Annotated in this window: 17 protein-coding genes; 10 read left to right on the forward strand and 7 right to left on the reverse strand. The window is 62.0% G+C overall.

Annotation, left to right across the window (positions count from 1 at the left end):
- The first annotated feature begins 100 nt into the window (after nt 1-100).
- From NL123_RS17965 to NL123_RS18010, 10 genes are all read left to right on the forward strand, one after another.
- Entirely contained in the window at nt 101-1,960 is a 1,860-nt protein-coding gene (locus NL123_RS17965; RefSeq protein ID WP_248488057.1) for an extracellular solute-binding protein, read from the forward strand.
- Nucleotides 1,960-3,021 (forward strand): microcin C ABC transporter permease YejB, encoded by a 1,062-nt coding sequence (locus NL123_RS17970; RefSeq protein ID WP_016976573.1) that lies wholly within the window; start codon nt 1,960-1,962, stop codon nt 3,019-3,021. The genes NL123_RS17965 and NL123_RS17970 overlap by 1 nt, the downstream gene beginning before the upstream one ends.
- Nucleotides 3,021-4,043, forward strand: a complete 1,023-nt coding sequence (locus NL123_RS17975) for an ABC transporter permease (RefSeq protein ID WP_248488056.1) — start codon at nt 3,021-3,023, stop codon at nt 4,041-4,043. Before NL123_RS17970 ends, NL123_RS17975 begins: the two co-directional genes overlap by 1 nt.
- A 10-nt stretch (nt 4,044-4,053) precedes the next feature.
- Nucleotides 4,054-5,628, forward strand: a complete 1,575-nt coding sequence (locus tag NL123_RS17980; protein ID WP_494355964.1) for an ABC transporter ATP-binding protein — start codon at nt 4,054-4,056, stop codon at nt 5,626-5,628.
- Complete coding sequence (locus NL123_RS17985; RefSeq protein WP_248488054.1) at nt 5,625-7,019, forward strand: sigma-54 interaction domain-containing protein; 1,395 nt, start codon at nt 5,625-5,627, stop codon at nt 7,017-7,019. Before NL123_RS17980 ends, NL123_RS17985 begins: the two co-directional genes overlap by 4 nt.
- A 295-nt stretch (nt 7,020-7,314) precedes the next feature.
- A complete protein-coding gene (locus tag NL123_RS17990) occupies nt 7,315-8,706 on the forward strand; it encodes a GntP family permease (RefSeq protein ID WP_248488053.1) in 1,392 nt (463 codons plus the stop codon).
- Nucleotides 8,707-8,713: 7 nt separating this feature from the next.
- Nucleotides 8,714-9,487 carry a 3-hydroxybutyrate dehydrogenase gene (locus tag NL123_RS17995; RefSeq protein WP_248488052.1) on the forward strand — a complete coding sequence of 258 codons (774 nt, stop codon included), beginning with the start codon at nt 8,714-8,716 and terminating at the stop codon, nt 9,485-9,487.
- Between the two features lie 162 nt (nt 9,488-9,649).
- Nucleotides 9,650-11,608 carry an acetoacetate--CoA ligase gene (locus NL123_RS18000; RefSeq protein ID WP_248488051.1) on the forward strand — a complete coding sequence of 653 codons (1,959 nt, stop codon included), beginning with the start codon at nt 9,650-9,652 and terminating at the stop codon, nt 11,606-11,608.
- A 135-nt stretch (nt 11,609-11,743) separates the two neighbouring features.
- Nucleotides 11,744-14,239 carry a PAS domain-containing hybrid sensor histidine kinase/response regulator gene (locus NL123_RS18005; RefSeq protein ID WP_494355965.1) on the forward strand — a complete coding sequence of 832 codons (2,496 nt, stop codon included), beginning with the start codon at nt 11,744-11,746 and terminating at the stop codon, nt 14,237-14,239.
- Between the two features lie 43 nt (nt 14,240-14,282).
- Nucleotides 14,283-14,558, forward strand: a complete 276-nt coding sequence (locus NL123_RS18010; protein WP_003174397.1) for a peptidylprolyl isomerase — start codon at nt 14,283-14,285, stop codon at nt 14,556-14,558.
- A gap of 109 nt (nt 14,559-14,667) precedes the next feature.
- On the opposite strand, the gene NL123_RS18015 is transcribed toward NL123_RS18010, so the two are convergent.
- The 7 genes from NL123_RS18015 to NL123_RS18045 form a co-directional block, all read right to left on the reverse strand.
- Entirely contained in the window at nt 14,668-15,576 is a 909-nt protein-coding gene (locus NL123_RS18015) for a sugar kinase (protein ID WP_248488049.1), read from the reverse strand.
- 117 nt (nt 15,577-15,693) lie between these two features.
- Nucleotides 15,694-16,902: an amino acid deaminase gene (locus NL123_RS18020; protein ID WP_494355966.1), complete on the reverse strand. Its 1,209-nt coding sequence runs from the start codon at nt 16,900-16,902 to the stop codon at nt 15,694-15,696.
- Between the two features lie 9 nt (nt 16,903-16,911).
- Nucleotides 16,912-17,676: an IclR family transcriptional regulator gene (locus NL123_RS18025; RefSeq protein ID WP_248488047.1), complete on the reverse strand. Its 765-nt coding sequence runs from the start codon at nt 17,674-17,676 to the stop codon at nt 16,912-16,914.
- A 167-nt stretch (nt 17,677-17,843) separates the two neighbouring features.
- Nucleotides 17,844-18,233 carry a RidA family protein gene (locus NL123_RS18030; protein WP_010210958.1) on the reverse strand — a complete coding sequence of 130 codons (390 nt, stop codon included), beginning with the start codon at nt 18,231-18,233 and terminating at the stop codon, nt 17,844-17,846.
- A 15-nt stretch (nt 18,234-18,248) separates the two neighbouring features.
- The gene (locus NL123_RS18035) at nt 18,249-19,031 is read right to left on the reverse strand and encodes an amino acid ABC transporter ATP-binding protein (RefSeq protein WP_248488046.1); all 783 of its coding nucleotides are present in this window, start codon (nt 19,029-19,031) and stop codon (nt 18,249-18,251) included.
- Nucleotides 19,028-19,690: an amino acid ABC transporter permease gene (locus tag NL123_RS18040; RefSeq protein ID WP_016976586.1), complete on the reverse strand. Its 663-nt coding sequence runs from the start codon at nt 19,688-19,690 to the stop codon at nt 19,028-19,030. The genes NL123_RS18035 and NL123_RS18040 overlap by 4 nt, the downstream gene beginning before the upstream one ends.
- An 11-nt stretch (nt 19,691-19,701) precedes the next feature.
- Entirely contained in the window at nt 19,702-20,364 is a 663-nt protein-coding gene (locus NL123_RS18045) for an amino acid ABC transporter permease (protein WP_025857547.1), read from the reverse strand.
- Nucleotides 20,365-20,414 lie beyond the last annotated feature (50 nt).

The following is a 20,414-nucleotide window of genomic DNA, read 5'->3' on the forward strand; positions in this document are numbered from 1 at the left end:
CCCGCCTTTTGGTGGGCCGTTGTGCATGTGATGACTGGCGACGCTGATGCCGTTAGCGTACAAATCCCTTTTCTTCTTCATACGGCGTTCAAGGCTGACAATGCGATTGGCTTTTTCTTACTTCTTTAGCTCGTCCCTGGCACTGCTGCTGGCCAGCACTGCCGTGATCGCGGCGCCTCAACCGTACCTGACGGTGTATGGCGAACCGGCCAAGTACCCTGCCGGCTTTACCCATTTCGACTACGCCAACCCCAACGCCCCCAAGGGTGGCAGCCTGCGCCGCTCGGCCATCGAGATCGGGCGCTTCGACCATGTGTTGCCGTATATCGACAAAGGCATCGGGGTGTCCCAGGTCGACGGCTGGCTCTACGCGCCCCTGGCCCAGCGCTCCCTCGACGAGCCCTACACGGTCTACGGCCTGGTCGCTGAAAAAATGGAGCGCGCCGACGACGGCCTGTCGCTACGCTTTTTCCTCAACCCCAAGGCGCGCTTTGCCGATGGCAAGCCGATCACCGCCGAGGACGTGCGCTACAGCTTCGACCTGCTGATGACCCAGGGCAGCTTGCGCTTTCGCACCCTGTTCGCCGACGTCAAGCACGTCGAAGTCGAAGGCGAGCGCCAGGTGCGTTTCGATTTCTCCAGCAATGAAAACCGCACACTGCCCCTGGATATCGCCACCCTGCCTGTCTTCCCTGAGCATTGGTGGAAGACCCGTGACTTTGCCAATGGCGGCGGCTATGAAGCCCCGTTGGGCAGCGGCCCCTATAAAGTCAGCAAGATCGACTCCGGCAGCACCATCACCTTTACCCGCGACGCGAGCTGGTGGGGCAAGGACTTGCCCGTCAGCCGCGGCCTGTACAACTTCGATCACCTGAGCCTGGAGTATTTCGGCGACACCGAAGTGGCCCGCCAGGTATTGCGCGGCGGCGCCTACGATTTCAACCGGGAGTTTTCCGCCACTGGGTACTCCATTGGCTACAACGGCCCGGCCCTGGATGATGGTCGCCTGCAACGCGCGCACCTGGCCAGGGAGATGCCGCAACCGGCCCAGGGTTACGTGTTCAACGTACAAAAACCGATATTCAAGGACCGCCGCGTGCGCCAGGCCCTGGCGATGCTGTGGGATTTTGAATGGGCCAACCGGCAAATGATGCGGAACATGTACATCCGCCAGCAGAGTTACTTCTCCAACAGCCCGCTGGCCGCCAGCCAGCCGCCAACAAAAGAAGAGCTAGCGATTCTTGAACCCTTGCGCGGCCAGGTCCCCGACGAGGTGTTCACCCAGGTGTTCAAGGCGCCGGTCACTGACGGCAGCGGTGTGATCCGCGACAAGCAGCTGCAAGCCCTGGCCTTGCTGGAGGAAGCCGGCTGGAAACCAGAGGGTGACAAATTGGTGAACGCCGAAGGCGAACCACTGGAATTCACGTTCCTCAACACTCAGAACGGCCTCGAACGTCTGTTGTTACCGTACAAACGTAACCTGGCGCAAATCGGTATTACCCTGAATATCCGCCGTATCGACTCCTCGCAATACGTCAATCGGATCATGGCCAGGGACTACGACATGATCGTCATCGGTTTCCCCGTCACCACGTCACCGGGCATGGAGCTGTACAACTATTTCGGCTCGGCGGCCGCCTACGATCCAGGCGCCAACAACTACGCAGTACTCAAGGACCCCGCCGTCGACAGCCTGATCAAGGGCCTGGTCAAGGCCGATACCCAGGCGCAGATGCTCACCTACGCCCACGCGCTGGACCGGGTGCTGCAATGGAACTACCTGTGGATCCCCAATTACTACCCGCCCGGCACGTCCGCCGCGTGGTGGAACCGTTTCGGCCGCCCGGCCATCGAGGCAAAGAACGACGAAGCCCTGGAAACCTGGTGGGAAATCAGCCCCACGCCGCTGACGAATGAACAAATGAACGCTGAGCTGAAAAAACGCGGAGGTGCGCGCTGATGTTTGCCTATATCGTGCGACGCCTGCTGCTGATCATCCCGACGCTGGTGATCATCCTGCTGGTGAATTTCGTGATCGTACAGGCCGCCCCCGGCGGTCCGGTGGAGCAAGCCATCGCCCACCTGCAAGGGATCGGCGGCGGTGGCGTCGGCGGTTCCTCCGGCGAAGGCATCAGCGGTGGCTCCCGCGCCAGCCGGGGCCTGGACCCGAAGCTGATCGCTGACATCGAGAAACAGTACGGCTTCGACAAGCCCGCGCCGGAGCGCCTGTGGCTGATGCTCAAGAGCTACGCCCAACTGGACTTCGGCAACAGCTTCTTTCGCGGCAAGACGGTGATCGACCTGATCCTGGAAAAAATGCCCGTGACCATTTCCCTCGGCCTGTGGGCCACGCTGATCACCTACCTGGTATCGATCCCCCTGGGGATCCGCAAGGCAGTGCGCCACGGCAGCAGTTTTGATGTGTGGAGCAGCACCGCAATTGTCATCGGCTATGCCATGCCGGCGTTCCTGTTCGCGATGTTCCTGATCGTGGTGTTTGCCGGTGGCACTTCGCTGAACTGGTTCCCGGTACGCGGACTGGTGTCGGAGAACTTCGAAGAGCTGAGCACCGTGGGCAAGATCGCCGATTACTTCTGGCACCTGGTATTGCCGGTTACTTCACTGGTGATCGGCGGGTTTGCCACGCTGACCATCCTCACCAAAAACTCGTTCCTCAATGAAATCACGCGCCAGTACGTGGTGACTGCCCGCGCCAAAGGCTTGAGCGAACGACGCGTGCTCTACGGGCATGTGTTCCGCAACGCGATGCTGCTGGTGATCTCCGGAATTCCCCAGGCCTTTATTGCCGTGTTCTTTGCCGGTTCGCTGCTGATCGAGGTGATCTTCTCCCTCGACGGCCTGGGCCGCATGAGCTACGAGGCGGCTGTGTCCCGGGACTACCCGGTGGTGTTCGGTTCGCTGTTCATCTTCACCTTGTTCGGCCTCTTGATAAAACTCATCGGTGACCTCTGCTACACCCTGGTGGACCCGCGTATCGACTTCGCCGCGAGGAACGCCTGATGCTTAATCTGTCTCCCGTGGCGCGTCGGCGTTTCGAGCGGTTCAAGAAAAACCGTCGCGGCTGGTGGTCGCTGTGGCTGTTTATCGGTCTGTTTATCCTGACACTGGGCGGCGAGTTGATCGCCAATGACAAACCCTTGGTGCTGAGTTTCAAGAACGAGCTGTATTTCCCGGTGTTCAAGCGCTACACCGAGCAACAGTTCGGCGGCCAGTTGCCGTTCCAGGCCGATTACCGCAGTGACTACGTGCGAAAGCTGATCGAGCAGGACGGCGGCTGGATGCTGTTCCCGCCGATTCCGTTCAGCGACGACACGCCCAACTACGAGCTGACCCGCCCTGCCCCCAGCCCGCCCTCGGCGGTGAACTGGCTGGGCACCGATGACCAGTCGCGGGATGTGCTGGCGCGGGTGATCTTTGGCGCGCGCGTGTCGATCCTGTTTGCCCTGGCGCTCACCGCGATCAGCGCGGCCATCGGTATTGCCGCCGGTGCGTTGCAGGGCTATTACGGCGGCTGGGTGGACCTGATCGGCCAGCGTGTGCTGGAAGTGTGGTCCGGGTTGCCGGTGCTGTACCTGCTGATCATCCTGTCGGGTTTTGTAGAGCCGAATTTCTGGTGGCTGCTGGGGATCATGGCGCTGTTTTCCTGGCTGGCCCTGGTGGACGTGGTGCGCGCCGAGTTCCTGCGCGGGCGCAACCTGGAATACGTCAAGGCCGCACGGGCCCTGGGCCTGGGCGATGGCAAGATCATCCGCCGGCATATCCTGCCCAACGCCATGACGGCGACCTTGAGTTACCTGCCGTTTATCCTGACCGGTGCGATTTCTACGCTGAGCGCCCTGGATTTCCTCGGTTTCGGCATGCCGGCAGGCAGCGCGTCGCTGGGTGAGCTAATCGCTCAGGGCAAGCAGAACCTGCAAGCGCCGTGGCTGGGCCTGACCGCGTTTTTCACCCTGGCGCTGATCCTGTCGCTGCTGGTCTTTATCGGCGAGGCATTGCGTGATGCCTTCGACCCACGCTCATGAGTGACTGCCTATGAACCTGATCGAAATCCGCGACCTCAGCGTCGCGTTCAGCGGCCAGACCGTGGTGCGCAACCTGTGCCTGGATGTGCGCCCCGGCGAGTGCCTGGCACTGGTAGGCGAGTCGGGCTCGGGCAAGTCGGTGACGGCCCACTCGATCCTGCAACTGCTGCCCGAGGCCGGCACTAAAACCACCGGTTCCATCAAGTACCGTGGCCAGGAACTGGTCGGCGCTTCGACCGCCAATTTGCAGAAGCTGCGCGGCAACCGCATTGCCATGATCTTCCAGGAGCCAATGACCTCGCTCAACCCGCTGCACAGCATCGAAAAGCAGATCGGCGAAACCCTGCTGCTGCACAAGGGCTTGGGCGGCAAGGCGGCGCAGGCGCGCATCCTCGAATTGCTCGAACTGGTGGGCATCCAGAAGCCTCAGGAGCGGCTCAAAGCCTATCCGCACCAGCTCTCCGGTGGCCAGCGCCAGCGGGTGATGATCGCCATGGCCCTGGCCTGCGAGCCGGAACTGCTGATCGCCGACGAACCCACCACAGCGCTGGACGTAACCGTGCAGCGCAAGATCCTGCTGCTGCTCAAGTCCTTGCAACAACGTCTGGGCATGTCCCTGCTGCTGATCAGCCACGACCTCAACCTGGTGCGCAGCATTGCCCAGCGCGTATGCGTGATGCGAGCCGGCGAGATCGTCGAGCAGGCCGACTGCCAGACACTGTTCAACGCGCCTCAACACCCCTACAGCCGCCTGCTGCTGGATGCAGAACCGGCCGGCGATGCACTGTGCAGCGATGCACGCGAGACGGTGTTGCAGGTGGATGACCTGACCGTGCAATTCCCCCTTGGCGGCGGGTTTTTCCGGCGCAAAACGTATTTACGTGCGGTGGATGGCATCAGCCTGAGCGTGCAGCGCGGCAAGACCCTGGGGATTGTCGGCGAGTCCGGCTCGGGCAAGTCCACCCTGGGCCAGGCGATCCTGCGACTGCTGGACTCCAGCGGCAGCATCCGCTTCCAGGGTGAAGCCCTCGACCCGCTGAACCACCAGCAGATGCGCCCGTGGCGCAAGCAAATGCAGGTGGTGTTCCAGGACCCTTACGGCAGCCTCAGCCCACGCATGACCGTGGAGCAGATCATCAGCGAAGGCCTGGAGGTTCACGCACCGTGCAGCCTGGCCGACCGCGATGCGCAGGTGGTGCAGGTGCTCAAGGACGTGGGCCTCGATCCCGCCAGCCGCCATCGCTACCCCCACGAATTTTCCGGCGGCCAGCGCCAACGCATCGCCATCGCCCGCGCCTTGGTGCTCAAACCGGCGCTGATGTTGCTCGACGAACCGACCTCAGCCCTCGACCGCACTGTGCAGAAACAAGTGGTGGCGTTGCTGCGTGAGTTGCAGGAGAAATACGGCCTGACCTACCTGTTTATCAGCCATGACCTGGCGGTGGTGCGTGCGATGGCCCACGACATGATTGTGGTCAAGGACGGCAAGGTGGTGGAGGCCGGCGTGAGCCATCAGGTGTTTGATGCTCCGCAGCATCCGTACACCAAGGAATTGCTGGCGGCCGCCTGCGGGCTGTCGTCATGAGTACCAGCCTGACGGATTACCAACAGGTTCGCGGCCTGGCCATCCAGTCGCTGTTCGAGATCATCGAGCAGTCCAGCGAAGGCACGGTGATTGTCGACCGCGACGCCAATATCGTGTGGATGAACGAGCGCTACGCCAGGCGTTTTGGCCTCAAAAGCGCCGACGAAGCCATCGGCCAGCCGTGCGAGCAGGTGATTTCCAACAGCTTGCTGCGCCAGGTGGTACGCAATGACCAGCCCATATTGCTGGACATCCAGGACACGCCCAAAGGCCCGTTGGTGGTGATGCGCTTGCCGATCCACAACGACGCCGGCGCGGTGATCGGTGCGATCGGCTTTGCCTTGTTTGATGAGCTGCGCAACCTGTCGCCGCTGATCGAACGCTACCTGAGCATGCAGCAGGAGTTGGCGTCGACGCGCTCCCTGCTGCGTTCGCGGCAGAGCAAATACAACTTCGCGCATTTTATCGGCACCAGCGCCGCCAGCCTCGAAGTGAAACGCCGCGCGCGGCGCAGTGCCAGCGCTGAATCGCCGGTGTTACTGCTGGGCGAAACCGGTACCGGCAAGGAGTTGTTGGCCCAGGCGATTCACGGCGCCTCCACCCGTGCGCACAAGGCGTTTGTCAGCGTCAACAGCGCGGCGATTCCGGCTGACCTGCTCGAAGCCGAGTTCTTCGGCACCGCACCGGGCGCGTTTACCGGCGCCGACCGCAAAGGCCGCCCCGGTAAATTCCAGATTGCCCAGGGCGGCACGCTGTTCCTCGACGAAATCGGCGACATGCCCCTGCCCTTGCAAAGCAAACTGCTGCGGGTGTTGCAGGAAAAGGAATTCGAACCGGTCGGTTCCAACGAGATGCTGCACAGCGATGTACGGGTGATCGCCGCCACGTCCATGGACCTGGAGGCGGCGATCAAGCGCGGCGAATTCCGCGCGGATTTGTATTACCGGCTGAATGTGCTGCCGATCCAGGTGCCGCCGTTGCGTGAGCGGCTTGAAGATATTCCGGCGTTGAGCGAGGCGATTCTGGAGGAACTGCGCAGCCAGCATGAGCTGGACCGTGAAGCCCTGGCGTTGCTGGCCCAGCATGCGTGGCCAGGGAATATCCGCGAACTGCGCAACGTACTTGAGCGGGCGGCGTTGTTGAGTGATGACCTTGTGTTGAATGCCGGGGAGATTCGCGCCGCGATCGGCACCTTCACCCCCGTGGCGCGTGGCAGTGCCGTCGCGACGGTCGAGGGTGAAAGCTTCAGTGCGGCGCGGGAGCGGTTTGATCGGCAGATCATCGCGGCGGCATTGAGCGCGTGCGAGGGGAATGTGGTGGAAGCGGCCAAGCGACTGGGGCTTGGGCGGTCGACGCTGTACAAGAAGATGGTGGCGTTGGGCATCGACTGATCTCAAAATGGAGACACAGCTCTCAATATAGAGATAACCCAATGTGAGAGGGGGCTTGCCCCCGATGGCAGTGTGTCAGTCAACTCATAGGTGACTGAAGTACCGCTATCGGGGGCAAGCCCCCTCCCACATTGGTTTATCATTTGTCTCAAAATAGAGACAATATTCGGAACATCCAACCACAACCTATAAATTATTCATAAATTTCAATAAGTTAAGAACATGGCACATATCTCGCTATAGCCCTCTCCTAAAGCAACACCCCACAAAAATAACAATCCGATGGAGACACACCATGAGTGTGATCATTGCCCTGGCAGCCCTCGCGCTGCTGATGCTGGCTGCCTACCGTGGCTATAGCGTTATCCTGTTTGCCCCCATTGCCGCCCTCGGCGCTGTCCTGCTCACCGACCCGTCCGCCGTCGCCCCTGCGTTTACCGGGGTGTTCATGGAGAAAATGGTCGGTTTTATCAAACTGTATTTCCCGGTGTTCCTGCTGGGCGCGGTGTTCGGCAAGCTGATCGAGCTGTCAGGCTTTTCGCGCTCTATCGTGGCCGCGGCCATTCGTTTGCTTGGCACACGCCAGGCGATGCTGGTAATCGTGCTGGTCTGCGCCCTGCTCACCTACGGCGGCGTGTCGCTGTTCGTGGTGGTGTTTGCGGTGTATCCATTTGCAGCGGAGATGTTCCGCCAGAGCAATATCCCCAAGCGCCTGATCCCGGCGACCATCGCCCTCGGCGCGTTCTCGTTCACCATGGACGCCTTGCCCGGCACGCCGCAGATCCAGAACATCATCCCCAGCACCTTCTTCAACACCACCGCCTGGGCCGCGCCGTGGCTGGGCTTGATCGGCACGATTTTCGTGTTCTGCGCCGGCATGCTCTACCTGGCGCGCCAGCGCAACAAGGCGCAACTTGCCGGTGAAGGCTATGGCACGGAGCTGCGCAACGAGCCGGAAACCGCCGAGAACCTGACCCTGCCCAACCCCTGGATCGCGCTGTCGCCGCTGATCCTGGTGGGCGTGATGAACCTGCTGTTCACTCACTGGATCCCGCAGTGGTACGGCAAGACCCACAGCCTCAGCCTGCCGGGCATGAGCACGCCGGTGACCACCGAAATCGCCAAGCTCACCGCGATCTGGGCGGTACAGGCGGCGTTGCTGGTGGGGATTATCGTGGTGCTGGTGTTCGGCTTCTCGGCGATCAAGAGCAAGCTGGCCGAAGGCAGCAAAAGTGCGGTCAGCGGTGCGCTGCTGGCGGCGATGAATACCGCCTCGGAATATGGTTTTGGTGCCGTGATCGCCTCGCTGCCGGGCTTTCTGGTGCTGGCTGACTGGCTCAAGAGCATTCCCAACCCGCTGGTCAATGAAGCGATCACCGTGACCCTGCTGGCCGGTATCACCGGCTCCGCGTCGGGCGGCATGAGCATCGCCCTCGCGGCCATGTCCGAAAGCTTTATTTCGGCGGCCCATGCGGCCAATATCCCCCTTGAAGTGCTGCACCGCGTCGCGGCCATGGCCAGCGGCGGCATGGACACCCTGCCCCACAACGGCGCGGTGATCACGCTGCTGGCGGTCACCGGCCTGACGCACCGCGAAGCCTACAAGGACATTTTCGGTATCACGATCATCAAGACCCTCGCGGTGTTCGTGGTGATCGGTACTTTCTACGCCACCGGCATTGTGTGAGGTTTGCATGACGACATTGAACGGCAAGACCGCCCTGGTCACCGGCTCCACCAGCGGCATCGGCCTGGGCATCGCCCTGAGCCTGGCCAAGGCTGGCGCCAACCTGATCCTCAATGGCTTCGGCGACGCCAGCGCGGTGATCACCCAGGTACAGGCGTTCGGCGGCAAGGTCGGCCACCACCCGGCCGACGTCAGCGACCCGGCGCAGATCGCCGACATGCTCGCCTACGCCGAGCGTGAATTCGGCGGCGTCGACATCCTGGTCAACAACGCCGGTATCCAGCACGTGGCGGCGGTGGAAGACTTCCCCGTCGAGCGCTGGGACTCGATCATCGCGATCAACCTGTCCTCGGTGTTCCACAGCACGCGCTTGAGCCTGCCGGGCATGAAGGCCAAGGGCTGGGGGCGTATCGTCAACATCGCCTCGGTGCATGGCCAGGTGGGTTCGGTGGGCAAGGCTGCGTATGTGGCGGCCAAGCATGGCGTGATCGGGTTGACCAAGGTGGTCGGCCTGGAGACCGCCACCAGCAATGTCACCTGCAACGCCATCTGCCCGGGCTGGGTGCTGACGCCGCTGGTGCAGAAGCAGATCGATGATCGCGCCGCCACTGGCGTCGACCCGCAGCAGGCGCAGCACGACCTGCTGGCGGAGAAGCAGCCGTCGCTGGAGTTTGTGACGCCGCCGCAGTTGGGTGAGCTGGTGCTGTTCTTGTGCAGCGAAGCCGGCAGCCAGGTACGCGGTGCCGCATGGAATATCGACGGCGGCTGGCTGGCCCAGTAACAGCGGACACTGGCGTTCAAAATGTGGGAGGGGGCTTGCCCCCGATAGCGGTGGGTCAGTCACCCCATGTATCAATTGGCACTCCCTCATCGGGGGCAAGCCCCCTCCCACATTTGAACTGTATTGTGTGGAAGACCTAGATAAGAACAAGAGACCTTGCTGATGTCCGACATTCTCTGGCAACCCTCCCCGGAACGCATCGCCAACACGCGCATGGACCAGTTCCGGCGCCACATCAACAAGCGTTACAGCGTGCAGCTTGGCGACTACCCGGCGCTGCACCAGTGGAGCATCGACCAACGCCCGGATTTCTGGCGGGCGATCGTTGACTATTTCGACGTGCAGTTGCGCAGCCCGCCCACCGCGGTGCTGATCGAAGACGCCGAGATGCCCAGCGCCCACTGGTTTCCCGGCGCGACGCTGAATTTTGCCGAACACCTGCTGCGCCGGCGTGATGATCACGTCGCCGTGGTGGCTATCGCAGAAGACGGCCAGCGCGAGCAACTGACCTATGCCGAGCTGGCCGCCCACGTCGCCGGCCTGCAACGCAGCCTGCGCGCTGCCGGCGTGACCCAAGGCGACCGCGTCGCCGCGTGCATGCCCAACACCTGGCAAACCCTGGTGGGCATGCTCGCCACCACCAGCCTGGGGGCGATCTGGTCGTGCTCATCACCGGACTTCGGCACCCAGGGCGTGATCGACCGCTTCGGCCAGATCGAACCCAAGGTGCTTATCACCTGCGCCGGCTACCGCTATGCTGGCAAAGACATCGACCAGACCACCAAACTCAATGAAATTCTCGCGCGCCTGCCGTCCTTGGAGCAGTTGATCATCGTGCCGTATGCGCGCCCCCAGGCCAGGATCGAGGACTATCAGACCCACGCCCGCGTCGCGCTGTGGCAAGACGTTTACCAACCCGGCGGCGAGCCTGAATTCGTCGCGGTACCGTTCGATCATCCGCTGTACATCCTCTACTCCAGTGGCACCACCGGCGTGCCCAAGTGCATCATCCACGGCACCGGTGGCGTGTTGCTCACCCACCTCAAGGAACACGGCCTGCACGCCGACCTGTCCCGCGAGGACTGCCTGTTCTACTACACCACCTGCGGCTGGATGATGTGGAACTGGCTGGTGTCGGTCTTGGCCCTCGGCGCCACGGCGGTGCTGTATGACGGCTCACCGTTTCACCCCGGCCCCGAGCGCTTGATCGACCTGATCGATGCGGAAAAAATCAGCGTGTTCGGCACCAGCCCCAAGTTTCTCGCCACGTTGGAAAAGGCCGGATTGCGGCCGCGCTTGAGCCACGACCTGGGCAGCCTCAAAGGGCTGATTTCCACCGGTTCGCCGCTGTCACCGCAGAGCTACGACTACGTGTACCGCGAGATCAAGGATGAGCTATGCCTATCGTCCATGTCCGGCGGCACCGATATCGTCTCCTGCTTTGTGATCGGCAACCCGGTGCTGCCGGTACGGCGCGGTGAAATGCAGTGCAAGAGCCTGGCGATGGCTATAGAAGTCTGGGACGACCAGGGCCGGCCGCTGGTCGGCGAAAAAGGCGAGCTGGTGTGCACGCGGCACTTCCCGGCGATGCCCATCGGCCTGTGGAACGACCCGGACCGCCAGAAGCTGCGCGCCTCGTATTTCAGCCAGTTTCCCGGCGTGTGGGCCCAGGGTGACTATGCCGAGCAACGCCCGAATGGCAGCCTGCTGATCCACGGGCGCTCCGACGCCGTGCTCAACCCCGGCGGTGTGCGTATCGGCACTGCCGAGATCTACCGCCAGGTGGAAAAAGTCCCACAAGTGCTGGAAAGCCTGGCCATCGGCCAACGCTGGCAGGACGACGTGCGCGTGGTGCTGTTCGTGCGCCTCAATGACGGTATCGAACTGGACGAATACCTCGAACAGCAGATCCGCCAGGTGATCCGTGCCAACACCACACCGCGCCATGTGCCGGCGAAGATCCTCGCTGTCACCGATATCCCCCGCACCATCAGCGGCAAGATCGTCGAATTGGCAGTGCGCAATGTGGTGCACGGCGAGCCAGTGAAGAACACCGATGCCCTGGCCAACCCCCAGGCCCTTGATCAGTTCCGCAATCGCCCGGAACTGGCGCAAGGATGAAAGGTTTCAGCGCTGACGTACTCATTTGAAGACAAACCCCCAATGCATGCTATTTTTCGGGGGTAGTCACCCATCGCCGACTGACGGGATAATGGGTGTTGTCATTTTTCAAAGCGTTACGCTCAGGGCTTTTTCATGATTGGAACATCCGCCGGCAGCGAAGCCGCCGCATTGATTGCGCGGCTGGACTGGGCGCAAAGCCCTCTCGGTGAGGCCAAAGATTGGCCGCAAAGCCTGCGCACGGCGGTCGATATCGTCGTGCACTCGCCGATGCCGATGCTCCTGCTGTGGGGCAACCAGCTCACGCAACTCTACAACGACGGTTTCGCCCAACTGGCGGGCAACAAGCACCCCGAGGCCATGGGCCAGCCGGCGCACCAGACCTGGCCGGAGCTTGAGAGCTTTACCGCGCCGATCTACGACGCCGTGCTCAGCGGCCAGGTGCGCACCTTCAGCGAGCAGCGCTTCGTACTGCAACGCCACAATCGCGACACGGAAATCTGGCTGGACCTCACCTACAGCCCGATCCGCGATGAAACCGGCAGCGTGGCCGGCATCCTGGTCACCGCCATCGAAACCAACGAACGGCGCAAGGCCCAGCACAACACCGAGCAACGCCTGCAACTGGCACTGGCGGCCACCGACGCCGTCGGCACCTGGGACTGGGACATTGGCGAAGACCGTTTTATCGCCGACACGCACTTCGCCTACCTGCACGGTGTCGACCCCAGCGATGCAAGCCGGTTGCCGATCAGCGCCTACCTGCAAGGCGTGCACCCGGATGACCGTGGCATGGTGGCGCGCAGCATCAAGCATTGCATCACTTTCGGCACCGAATACGCCGAGGAATACCGCCTGCTGCAAGCCGATGGCCAACTGCGCTGGGTGTTTGCCCGCGGGCGCTGCTACAAGGACCATCAAGGCCGCCCGGCGCGCTTCCTCGGCGCCGCGCTGGACCTGACCGAGCGTAAACACACCGAGCAGGCCTTGCGCCAAAGCCAGACCGAACTGCAGTTGATCATCAACGCCATGCCGGTGCTGATCGGTTATGTCGACCATGAGCAACGGTTCCGCCTGAACAACAGTGCGTACCTGGAGTGGTACGGCATGACGCCCCAGGAGCTGTACGGCAAGACCATCCGCGAAGTGCTCGGCGACGAGGTGTATGCCGGGCGTGAGGACAAGATCGCCGCTGCGCTCAAGGGCAAGGCCTGCAGCTTCATGACCATTACGCCGCACCAGGATGGTCGACCACGCCATGCCCTGATGAAGTACCTGCCACGCTTCAGCAATGACGGTTCGGTGAATGGTTTCTACATCTTTGTAATCGATGAAACCGAACGCAAGCTCACCGAAGAAGCCCTGCGTCACCTCAATGAAAACCTCGAAGAACGTGTGGCCCAGCGTACCCAGGCGCTGGCCGAGGCCAACCAGCGTCTGCAGAACGAGATGTTCGAACGTGAACGCGCCGAAGATGCATTGCGCCATGCGCAGAAGATGGAAGCCGTGGGCCAGCTCACCGGCGGCATCGCCCATGACTTCAACAACATGCTCACCGGCATCATCGGCAGCCTGGACCTGATGCAGCGCTACATCGCCGCCGGGCGCAGTGACGAGATCGGGCGCTTCACTGATGCCGCCGTGTCCTCCGCCCACCGTGCGGCCGCCCTCACCCACCGCTTGCTGGCGTTCTCGCGGCGTCAGTCGCTGGACCGCCGCCCGCTCGACCCCAACCAGTTGGTGGCCTCTCTTGAAGAGTTGTTCCGCCGTACCAAAGGCGCGCATATCAGCCTCAAGGTGCAGCTCGGCCATGACATCTGGCCGGTGAACACCGACGCCAGCCAACTGGAAAACGCCCTGCTCAACCTGGTGATCAACGCCCGCGACGCGATGCCCGATGGCGGAGAACTGCTGATCGAAACCGCCAACAGTTACCTGGACGGCACCGACATCACCACCCTGGAACCGGTCAAGGCCGGTGACTACGTGATGCTCGGCGTGTGCGACAACGGCACCGGCATGGCCCCGAAAATCCTCGCCAAGGCGTTCGACCCGTTCTTCACCACCAAACCCATCGGCCAGGGCACGGGTCTAGGGCTGTCAATGATCTACGGCTTTGCCCAGCAGTCCGGTGGGCATGTGACCATCCACAGCGAACCGGGCCAGGGCACCTGCGTGCGCCTGTATTTGCCGCGCCTGCACGGCACCTCCCTGGAAAGCAGCTTGCCCGCCAGCCACAGTGAAGCGCCGGTGGCCCTGGCCGGTGAAGCCGTGGTGGTGGTCGAAGATGACCCGGCAGTGCGCATGCTGGTGGTCAATGTGCTCGATGAACTGGGCTACACGGCGCACCAGGCGGGCGACGCTCGGGCCGCACTGCCGCTGCTGGAGTCGGATCTGCGCGTGGACCTGCTGGTGACTGACGTCGGCCTGCCAGGCATGAATGGCCGGCAGCTTGCGGAAATCGCCCGCCAGCACCGGCCGGGGCTGAAGGTACTGTTCATGACCGGTTATGCGGAAAAAGCCGCCGAGCGCCAGGGCTTCCTCGAAGACGGCATGGACATGGTGCCCAAGCCGTTTTCCATCGAGCTGCTGGCGACAAAAATCCGCAGCATGATCAACGCCAACGAATGAGTTCAGGCATAATCGCGCGCCGTCGCACACCTGGTAGAGATCAATGAAAGCCCAAGCCCGTCATATCCTGGTGAAAACCAGCGAAGAAGCCGAACAGCTCAAACAGCGCATCGCCAAGGGCGAGGCGTTTGATGTGCTGGCCAAGAAGTACTCCACTTGCCCCTCGGGCAAACGTGGCGGCGACTTGGGCGAAGTGCGGCCCGGGCAGATGGTGGGGGCGATTGATGCGGTGATCTTCAAGAAACCGGTGAAGGTGGTTCACGGGCCGATCAAGAGCAAGTTCGGGTATCACCTGGTGCAGGTGTTTTACCGGGATTGATGGGTTGGCTGCAGACCGCTATCGGGGGCAAGCCCCCTCCCACATTTGAATAGGTTCACAAATCAAACTGTGGGAGGGGGCTTGCCCCCGATCCGCCGCAGGCGGCCATTCACCCCCGGGGAATCAGCGCCCCCGGCACCTGGATAACCCGACTGGCCAACCGATGCCCAGCCAATGCAGCCTGCTCCGGCGAGCTTCCCTTGAGCCGCCCGGCCAGGTACGCCGCACTGAACGAATCCCCCGCCGCCGTCGTGTCCACCACCTTTTCCACCTTGATCGCCGGCACGCAAAAGCGCTCGCCGTTGCAGCGGATCAGGCACGCATCCGCGCCACGCTTGAGCACCACCTCTTCAATCCCCGGATACGCCGCGAACACCTGCTCGCTGTCGGCATACCCAAACAGCGCACGCTCGTCGTCCTCGGTGAGCAAGGCGATATCCACTTCGGCCAGGACACGCTCATACGCAGCACGCGCCGCCTCGACGCTCGCCCACAATCGCGGCCGGTAGTTGTTGTCGAACACCACCTTGCCGCCACGTCGGCGGGTTTCGATCAGGGTTTGCAGCAAGCGTTCGCGGCCGACTTCACCCAGTACGGCCAAGGTGATACCGCTGAAATACACCACGTCATAGCCCGGCAGCGCGGCCAGGATCGGCTCGGCTGCCGGCGTGGTGAAGCAGTCGCGCACGGCGGCTTCGTTGCGCCAATACAGGAATTTGCGCTCGCCATTGGCGTCGGTCTGGATGCAGTACAACCCCGGCAGACGTCCAGGCAGGCGCTGGACCCTGCCCAAGCCCAACCCTTCGTCGATCCACTGCTGGCACATGGCGTCACTGAAACTGTCATCCCCCAGGGCGGTGACATAGTCAACGCTGCCGATGTCGCCCAGCTCGCGGCGCAGGTACACCGCCGTGTTCAGGGTATCGCCGCCGAAGCTTTGGTGCAGGCTGCCATCGGCGCGGTGTTGCAGTTCGATCATGCATTCGCCGATCAGGGCAATGCGGGGTTGGGTACTCATAGTGATGGTCTCGGGTGTGGCTGATGGCCTCATCGGGGGCAAGCCCCCTCCCACAGTTTGATGTGTGAACCTATTCAAATGTGGGAGGGGGCTTGCCCCCGATAGGATCGACGCGGTCTAGAAGCAGGTAGGCAGGGACTCGATCACCTGCAATTTTTCATCCACCAGGCAACCGACCTGCCACTTGTCGAAGGTCAGGCAAGGGTGCGAGGTGCCGAACGAGATGATGTCGCCAATCCGCAACTCAACCCCCGGCGCCACCGTCATGAATGCATGCTGGTCCATCACCGCCGTAACCTTGCAGCCACTCACGTCATCGCCCTCGGCCGGCACAATACCCGCCTTGTAGCGTTTGAGCGGCACCGGCAGACCGGCGTCGTAGGCCACGTCACGCTTGCCCAGGGCGATCACCGCAAAGCCCGGCTCGGGCAACGACTGCACATGAGCCCAGACTTCCAGGGCCGGGTGCAGGCCTTCATCGAGGTCGCTGCGGCGGTCGAGCACGCAGCATTGCGCTTCTTTGTAGATGCCATGGTCATGGGCCACGTAGCTGCCGGGACGCAGCACACTGAGGAAGCGGCCGGCGGCGTTCTGTTCTTCGAACGACTCGGCGATCAGGTCGTACCAGGCCGAGCCCGACGCGGTGATGATGGGCTTGGGCAGGTCGAAAGAGCCGTTGTTCTGCAAACCCACCGCCAGGCGCACCAGGCTCGCGGCGAAATCGCGGATACCGCTGATGGCATGCTCGCCGTGGATCACGCCCTCATAGCCTTCGATACCGGTGAGAGCCAGGGCCGGCTGGGCCTTGATCGCCTTGGCCAGCTCGCGCACTTCCTGCTCGCTGCGGCAACCGCAACGGCCGCCGACCACGCCGTACTCGATCATCACATTCAGGCGCAGGCCACGGGCGGCGAAGAACAGGCCCAGGTCAGCGACGTTGTCCGGGTGATCGACCATGCAGTGGAAGTCGAAGTCCTTGTCGGCAAGCAGGTCAGCGATCAACGCCATGTTCGGCGCGCCCACCAGTTGGTTGGCCATCAACACGCGGCGCACGCCACCGGCATACGCGGCGCGGGTCTGCACAGCGTTGGCCAGAGTGATGCCCCAGGCGCCCGCCGCGATCTGGCGCTGGAACAGCGCCGGCATCATGCTGGTCTTGCCATGGGGCGCGAGCTGCGCGCCGCTCTTGCTGACGAAGTCCTGCATCCAACGGATGTTGTGTTCCAGCGCGTCACGGTGCAGCACCAGGGCCGGCAGGCTGACGTCACGGACCAGATGGGCACCGACAGCGGCGGCGCCTTTTTCAACGGCATTGATGGCAGACATGAAATGCTCCTATTCGTTGATGCGACGAGCCAGGTTGTTGGCGCTTTCGATCAACACCCGGCGATAGTCGTTGTAATTTTTGATCGCGTCGGCGCGCGGGGCGACGATGCACAAAGTCGCAATGCTGATGCCTTGCGCGTCCCGCACCGGGGCGGCAAAGCAATGGGTAAAGGTGTCGGCCACACTGTCGAAGGAAAAGAAGCCATCGAGGGTGGCCTGACGGATTTGCGACAGGAAGGTATCCAGCGGCAGGCGCTGGCCATCCGGCAGGATGAAGTCGTCGTGGTCGATCAGGTCGACGATCTGCTGGTCGCTCAAGTGCCCCAGCAACAGGCGCCCGGAGGCAGTCCAGGGGATTGGCGCGTTTTCGCCGATATCCGAAGAAATGCGGAAATGCCGCTCGCCCTCGCGCATCAGCGCCACCGTGTATTTGCGCCCGTTGAGCAGGCACATCTGCGCGGTTTCGCGGGTCTGGCTGACGATCTCCTGCAAGGCGTGATCGGCCTCGCGGGTCAAGTCGAAATGACGCAGGTGCGCCTGGCCCAGGAAGTACAGCTGGCGGCCGAGGTAGACGTGACCGTCCTTGCCCACCGTTTCCAAAATACGACGCTCAAGCAGCGACGCGACCAATTCGTAGACGGTGGATTTGGGGCTGCCGATGCCGCTGGCAATATCATTCGGGCGCAGGGGCTGGCCGATTTCCTTGAGAAAATCGAGGATATCGAATGCCCGGTCCAGGCCTTTGGCGCGGCGTTTGATGGTGTCTTCGGTCATGGCAGCCTTCGATTCCTGTAAAAATACTGTGATCTGCGCAGATCCTTGTGGGAGGGGGCTTGCCCCCGATAGCGGCGAGCCAGTGACCTGTGCTTGTGCTGACACACCTTCATCGGGGGCAAGCCCCCTCCCACATTGGATTTTCCGTGGTTTCAAGAATGGGGCATTTAGCCCTTTTTCTTGTAGGCCACGCAATCGATCTCCACCTTGCAGTCGACCATCATGTTCGCCTGCACACAGGCCCGCGCCGGGGCATGTTCCGGGGTGAAGTATTCGCCGAAGACTTTATTGAAACTCCAGAAGTCCCGCGGGTCCTCCAGCCATACCCCCACGCGCACCACATCTTTCAATTCGTAGCCAGCCTCTTCGAGGATCGCCACCACGTTGCGCATGGTCTGCCGGGTTTGCTCAATGATGCCGCCAGTGATGATTTCGCCATCCACCGCAGGCACCTGGCCCGAGACGTACAACCAACCATCCGCTTCCACGGCGCGGGCGAAAGGACGGGGCTGACCACCGCCGGCAGTACTGCCGGCACCGTAACGAGTAATGCTCATAAAAAAGGCTCCTGATTAAAAACGAATGTTCTTGAGAAATTCCGCCAGGCGCGGCGATTGCGGGCGTTCGAAGATATCCTTCGAGGTGCCCTGCTCTTCAATGCGCCCTTGGTTCATAAATACGATCTTGTCCGATACCTCATAGGCAAAGCGCATTTCGTGGGTGACCAGCAACATGGTCATGCCCTCTTCCGCCAGGCCCTTGATCACACTGAGCACTTCACCCACCAGTTCCGGGTCGAGGGCCGAAGTGACTTCGTCAAACAGCATCAGGCTGGGGTTCATGGCAATCGCACGGGCAATCGCCACACGCTGTTGCTGGCCGCCGGACAACTGGCCGGGAAAGTGATTACGACGCTCCAGAAGTCCTACACGGTCCAACCATTTTTCCGCCAATGCTACCGCCTCGTCCTTAGGCATTTTCTTAACTTTCAATAAGCCCAGGGTCACGTTCTGCAACGCGGTCAAATGCGGGAACAGGTTGAATTGCTGGAACGCCATGCCGGTCATTGCACGGTGCTGGGCAATCACGCGCTCGGGATGACGCACGCGCTTGCCATCGATGTCGCGGTAGCCGATGGACTCGCCGTCCAGGGTGATCTGCCCGCCCTGGAACTCTTCCAGCAGGTTGACGCAGCGCAACAGGGTGGTCTTGCCCGAGCCGCTGGAGCCGATCAGGGTCACCACGTTGCCGCGCTGCATGGACAGGTCGACGCCCTTGAGCACTTCCACCTGGCCGTACTGCTTGCGCAGGCCACGGATGTCCAGCAACGGTGGGTTGGTTTGAGGTTGGTTCATGGCAAGGCCACCCGCTTTTCAATATAGCGCCCGAATAACTCGATGGCGTAGTTGATGACAAAGAACATAAAGCCTGCGAACAGGTAGAACTCCAGGGTCATGAAGGTGCGTGCGATCACTTGCTGGGTGCTCAACAGCAATTCGGCCACGCCGATCACCGACAGCAAGGTCGAGGCCTTGACGATTTCCGTGGAGGAATTGACCCAGGTCGGCAGGATCTGGCGCAACGCCTGGGGCAACAGCACGTAGCCCAGGGACTGGTAGAACGTCAGGCCGATGGCCTTGCCCGCTTCCAGTTGCCCACGGGGAATCGCCTGCAGCGCACCGCGCACGATCTCCGAAACGTGGGAGCCGCAGAACAGCGTCAACCCGACCGCACCGGCCTGGAACGCGGTGATCTGCCAACCGAGCGCCGGCAGCATGTAGAAGCACGCCAATACCAGCACAAACACCGGCGTACCGCGGATCAGGTCGACGTACAGCCGGAACGGCGCCCGCATCCAGAATTTGCCGTAGGTCAGGATCAACCCGGCGACGATACCGATCAGGGTACCGAAGATAATCGCCAGCGCGGACACATAAACACTGGCTTGAAAGCCCGCCCAGAGGGTATCCCGGGCGATCCACAACTCATGCAACCAGCTGGGGGATTCGTACATGGAAACCTTCCTTAACGACGGATCGCCAGACGCTGCTCCAGGTAACGGAGCAGCATGGCAATGAGGTAACAGGCGGCCACGTAGAGCGCGGTCGTGACCAACCAGGTTTCGATCACCCGGTAGCTTTCGACGTTGATCTTGCGGGCGTAATAGGTCAGCTCCGGCACCGCGATGGCGGCGGCGAGCGAGGTGTCCTTGAACAGCGAAATGAAGTTGTTCGACAGCGCGGGCAGCACATTGCGCAGCATCACCGGCACGGTGATGTAGGCGCGGATACGCCACTCACCCAGGCCGATGGCCAGCCCGGCTTCACGCAAGCCCTTGGGAATATTCAGCAGCCCGGCGCGGAACACTTCGGTCAGATAAGCCCCGGCGTACAACGACAAGGTGATGATGAACGACGGGATCTTGTCCAGGCGGATGCCCAGGCTGGGCAAGGCGAAGTAGATCAACAGGATCAACACCAGGATCGGCGTATTGCGGATAACCGTCACATACACCGAGGCCAGCACGCGCAGTGCCTTGTGTTTCGACAGCATGGCAAATGCCATCATCAAGCCGATCACGCAGCCAATCGCAATCGACAGCAGCGCCAGCTCGAGGCCCAGGCCGAGCCCCGCCAGCAAGCTGGGGAAGTCGCGCCACACGGCGGCAAAGTTCAACTGATAGTTCATGGTCAGCAGTACCTGATTGGGGCGCCGTCAGCGACGCCCCAGGTTTTCGA

This window comes from Pseudomonas sp. FBCC-B1565 (assembly GCF_059133265.1).

Bases quoted from the DNA above. Each gene is read 5' to 3' on its own strand.
- NL123_RS17985 (WP_248488054.1), top strand. From the start codon at position 5,625: ATGAGTACCAGCCTGACGGATTACCAACAGGTTCGCGGCCTGGCCATC.
- NL123_RS17965 (WP_248488057.1), top strand. From the start codon at position 101: ATGCGATTGGCTTTTTCTTACTTCTTTAGCTCGTCCCTGGCACTGCTG.
- NL123_RS18035 (WP_248488046.1), bottom strand. From the start codon at position 19,031: ATGAACCAACCTCAAACCAACCCACCGTTGCTGGACATCCGTGGCCTG.
- NL123_RS18025 (WP_248488047.1), bottom strand. From the start codon at position 17,676: ATGACCGAAGACACCATCAAACGCCGCGCCAAAGGCCTGGACCGGGCA.
- NL123_RS18000 (WP_248488051.1), top strand. From the start codon at position 9,650: ATGTCCGACATTCTCTGGCAACCCTCCCCGGAACGCATCGCCAACACG.
- NL123_RS17970 (WP_016976573.1), top strand. From the start codon at position 1,960: ATGTTTGCCTATATCGTGCGACGCCTGCTGCTGATCATCCCGACGCTG.
- NL123_RS18045 (WP_025857547.1), bottom strand. From the start codon at position 20,364: ATGAACTATCAGTTGAACTTTGCCGCCGTGTGGCGCGACTTCCCCAGC.
- NL123_RS17975 (WP_248488056.1), top strand. From the start codon at position 3,021: ATGCTTAATCTGTCTCCCGTGGCGCGTCGGCGTTTCGAGCGGTTCAAG.
- NL123_RS18010 (WP_003174397.1), top strand. From the start codon at position 14,283: ATGAAAGCCCAAGCCCGTCATATCCTGGTGAAAACCAGCGAAGAAGCC.
- NL123_RS18020 (WP_494355966.1), bottom strand. From the start codon at position 16,902: ATGTCTGCCATCAATGCCGTTGAAAAAGGCGCCGCCGCTGTCGGTGCC.
- NL123_RS18005 (WP_494355965.1), top strand. From the start codon at position 11,744: ATGATTGGAACATCCGCCGGCAGCGAAGCCGCCGCATTGATTGCGCGG.
- NL123_RS18040 (WP_016976586.1), bottom strand. From the start codon at position 19,690: ATGTACGAATCCCCCAGCTGGTTGCATGAGTTGTGGATCGCCCGGGAT.
- NL123_RS17995 (WP_248488052.1), top strand. From the start codon at position 8,714: ATGACGACATTGAACGGCAAGACCGCCCTGGTCACCGGCTCCACCAGC.
- NL123_RS17980 (WP_494355964.1), top strand. From the start codon at position 4,054: ATGAACCTGATCGAAATCCGCGACCTCAGCGTCGCGTTCAGCGGCCAG.
- NL123_RS18015 (WP_248488049.1), bottom strand. From the start codon at position 15,576: ATGAGTACCCAACCCCGCATTGCCCTGATCGGCGAATGCATGATCGAA.
- NL123_RS18030 (WP_010210958.1), bottom strand. From the start codon at position 18,233: ATGAGCATTACTCGTTACGGTGCCGGCAGTACTGCCGGCGGTGGTCAG.
- NL123_RS17990 (WP_248488053.1), top strand. From the start codon at position 7,315: ATGAGTGTGATCATTGCCCTGGCAGCCCTCGCGCTGCTGATGCTGGCT.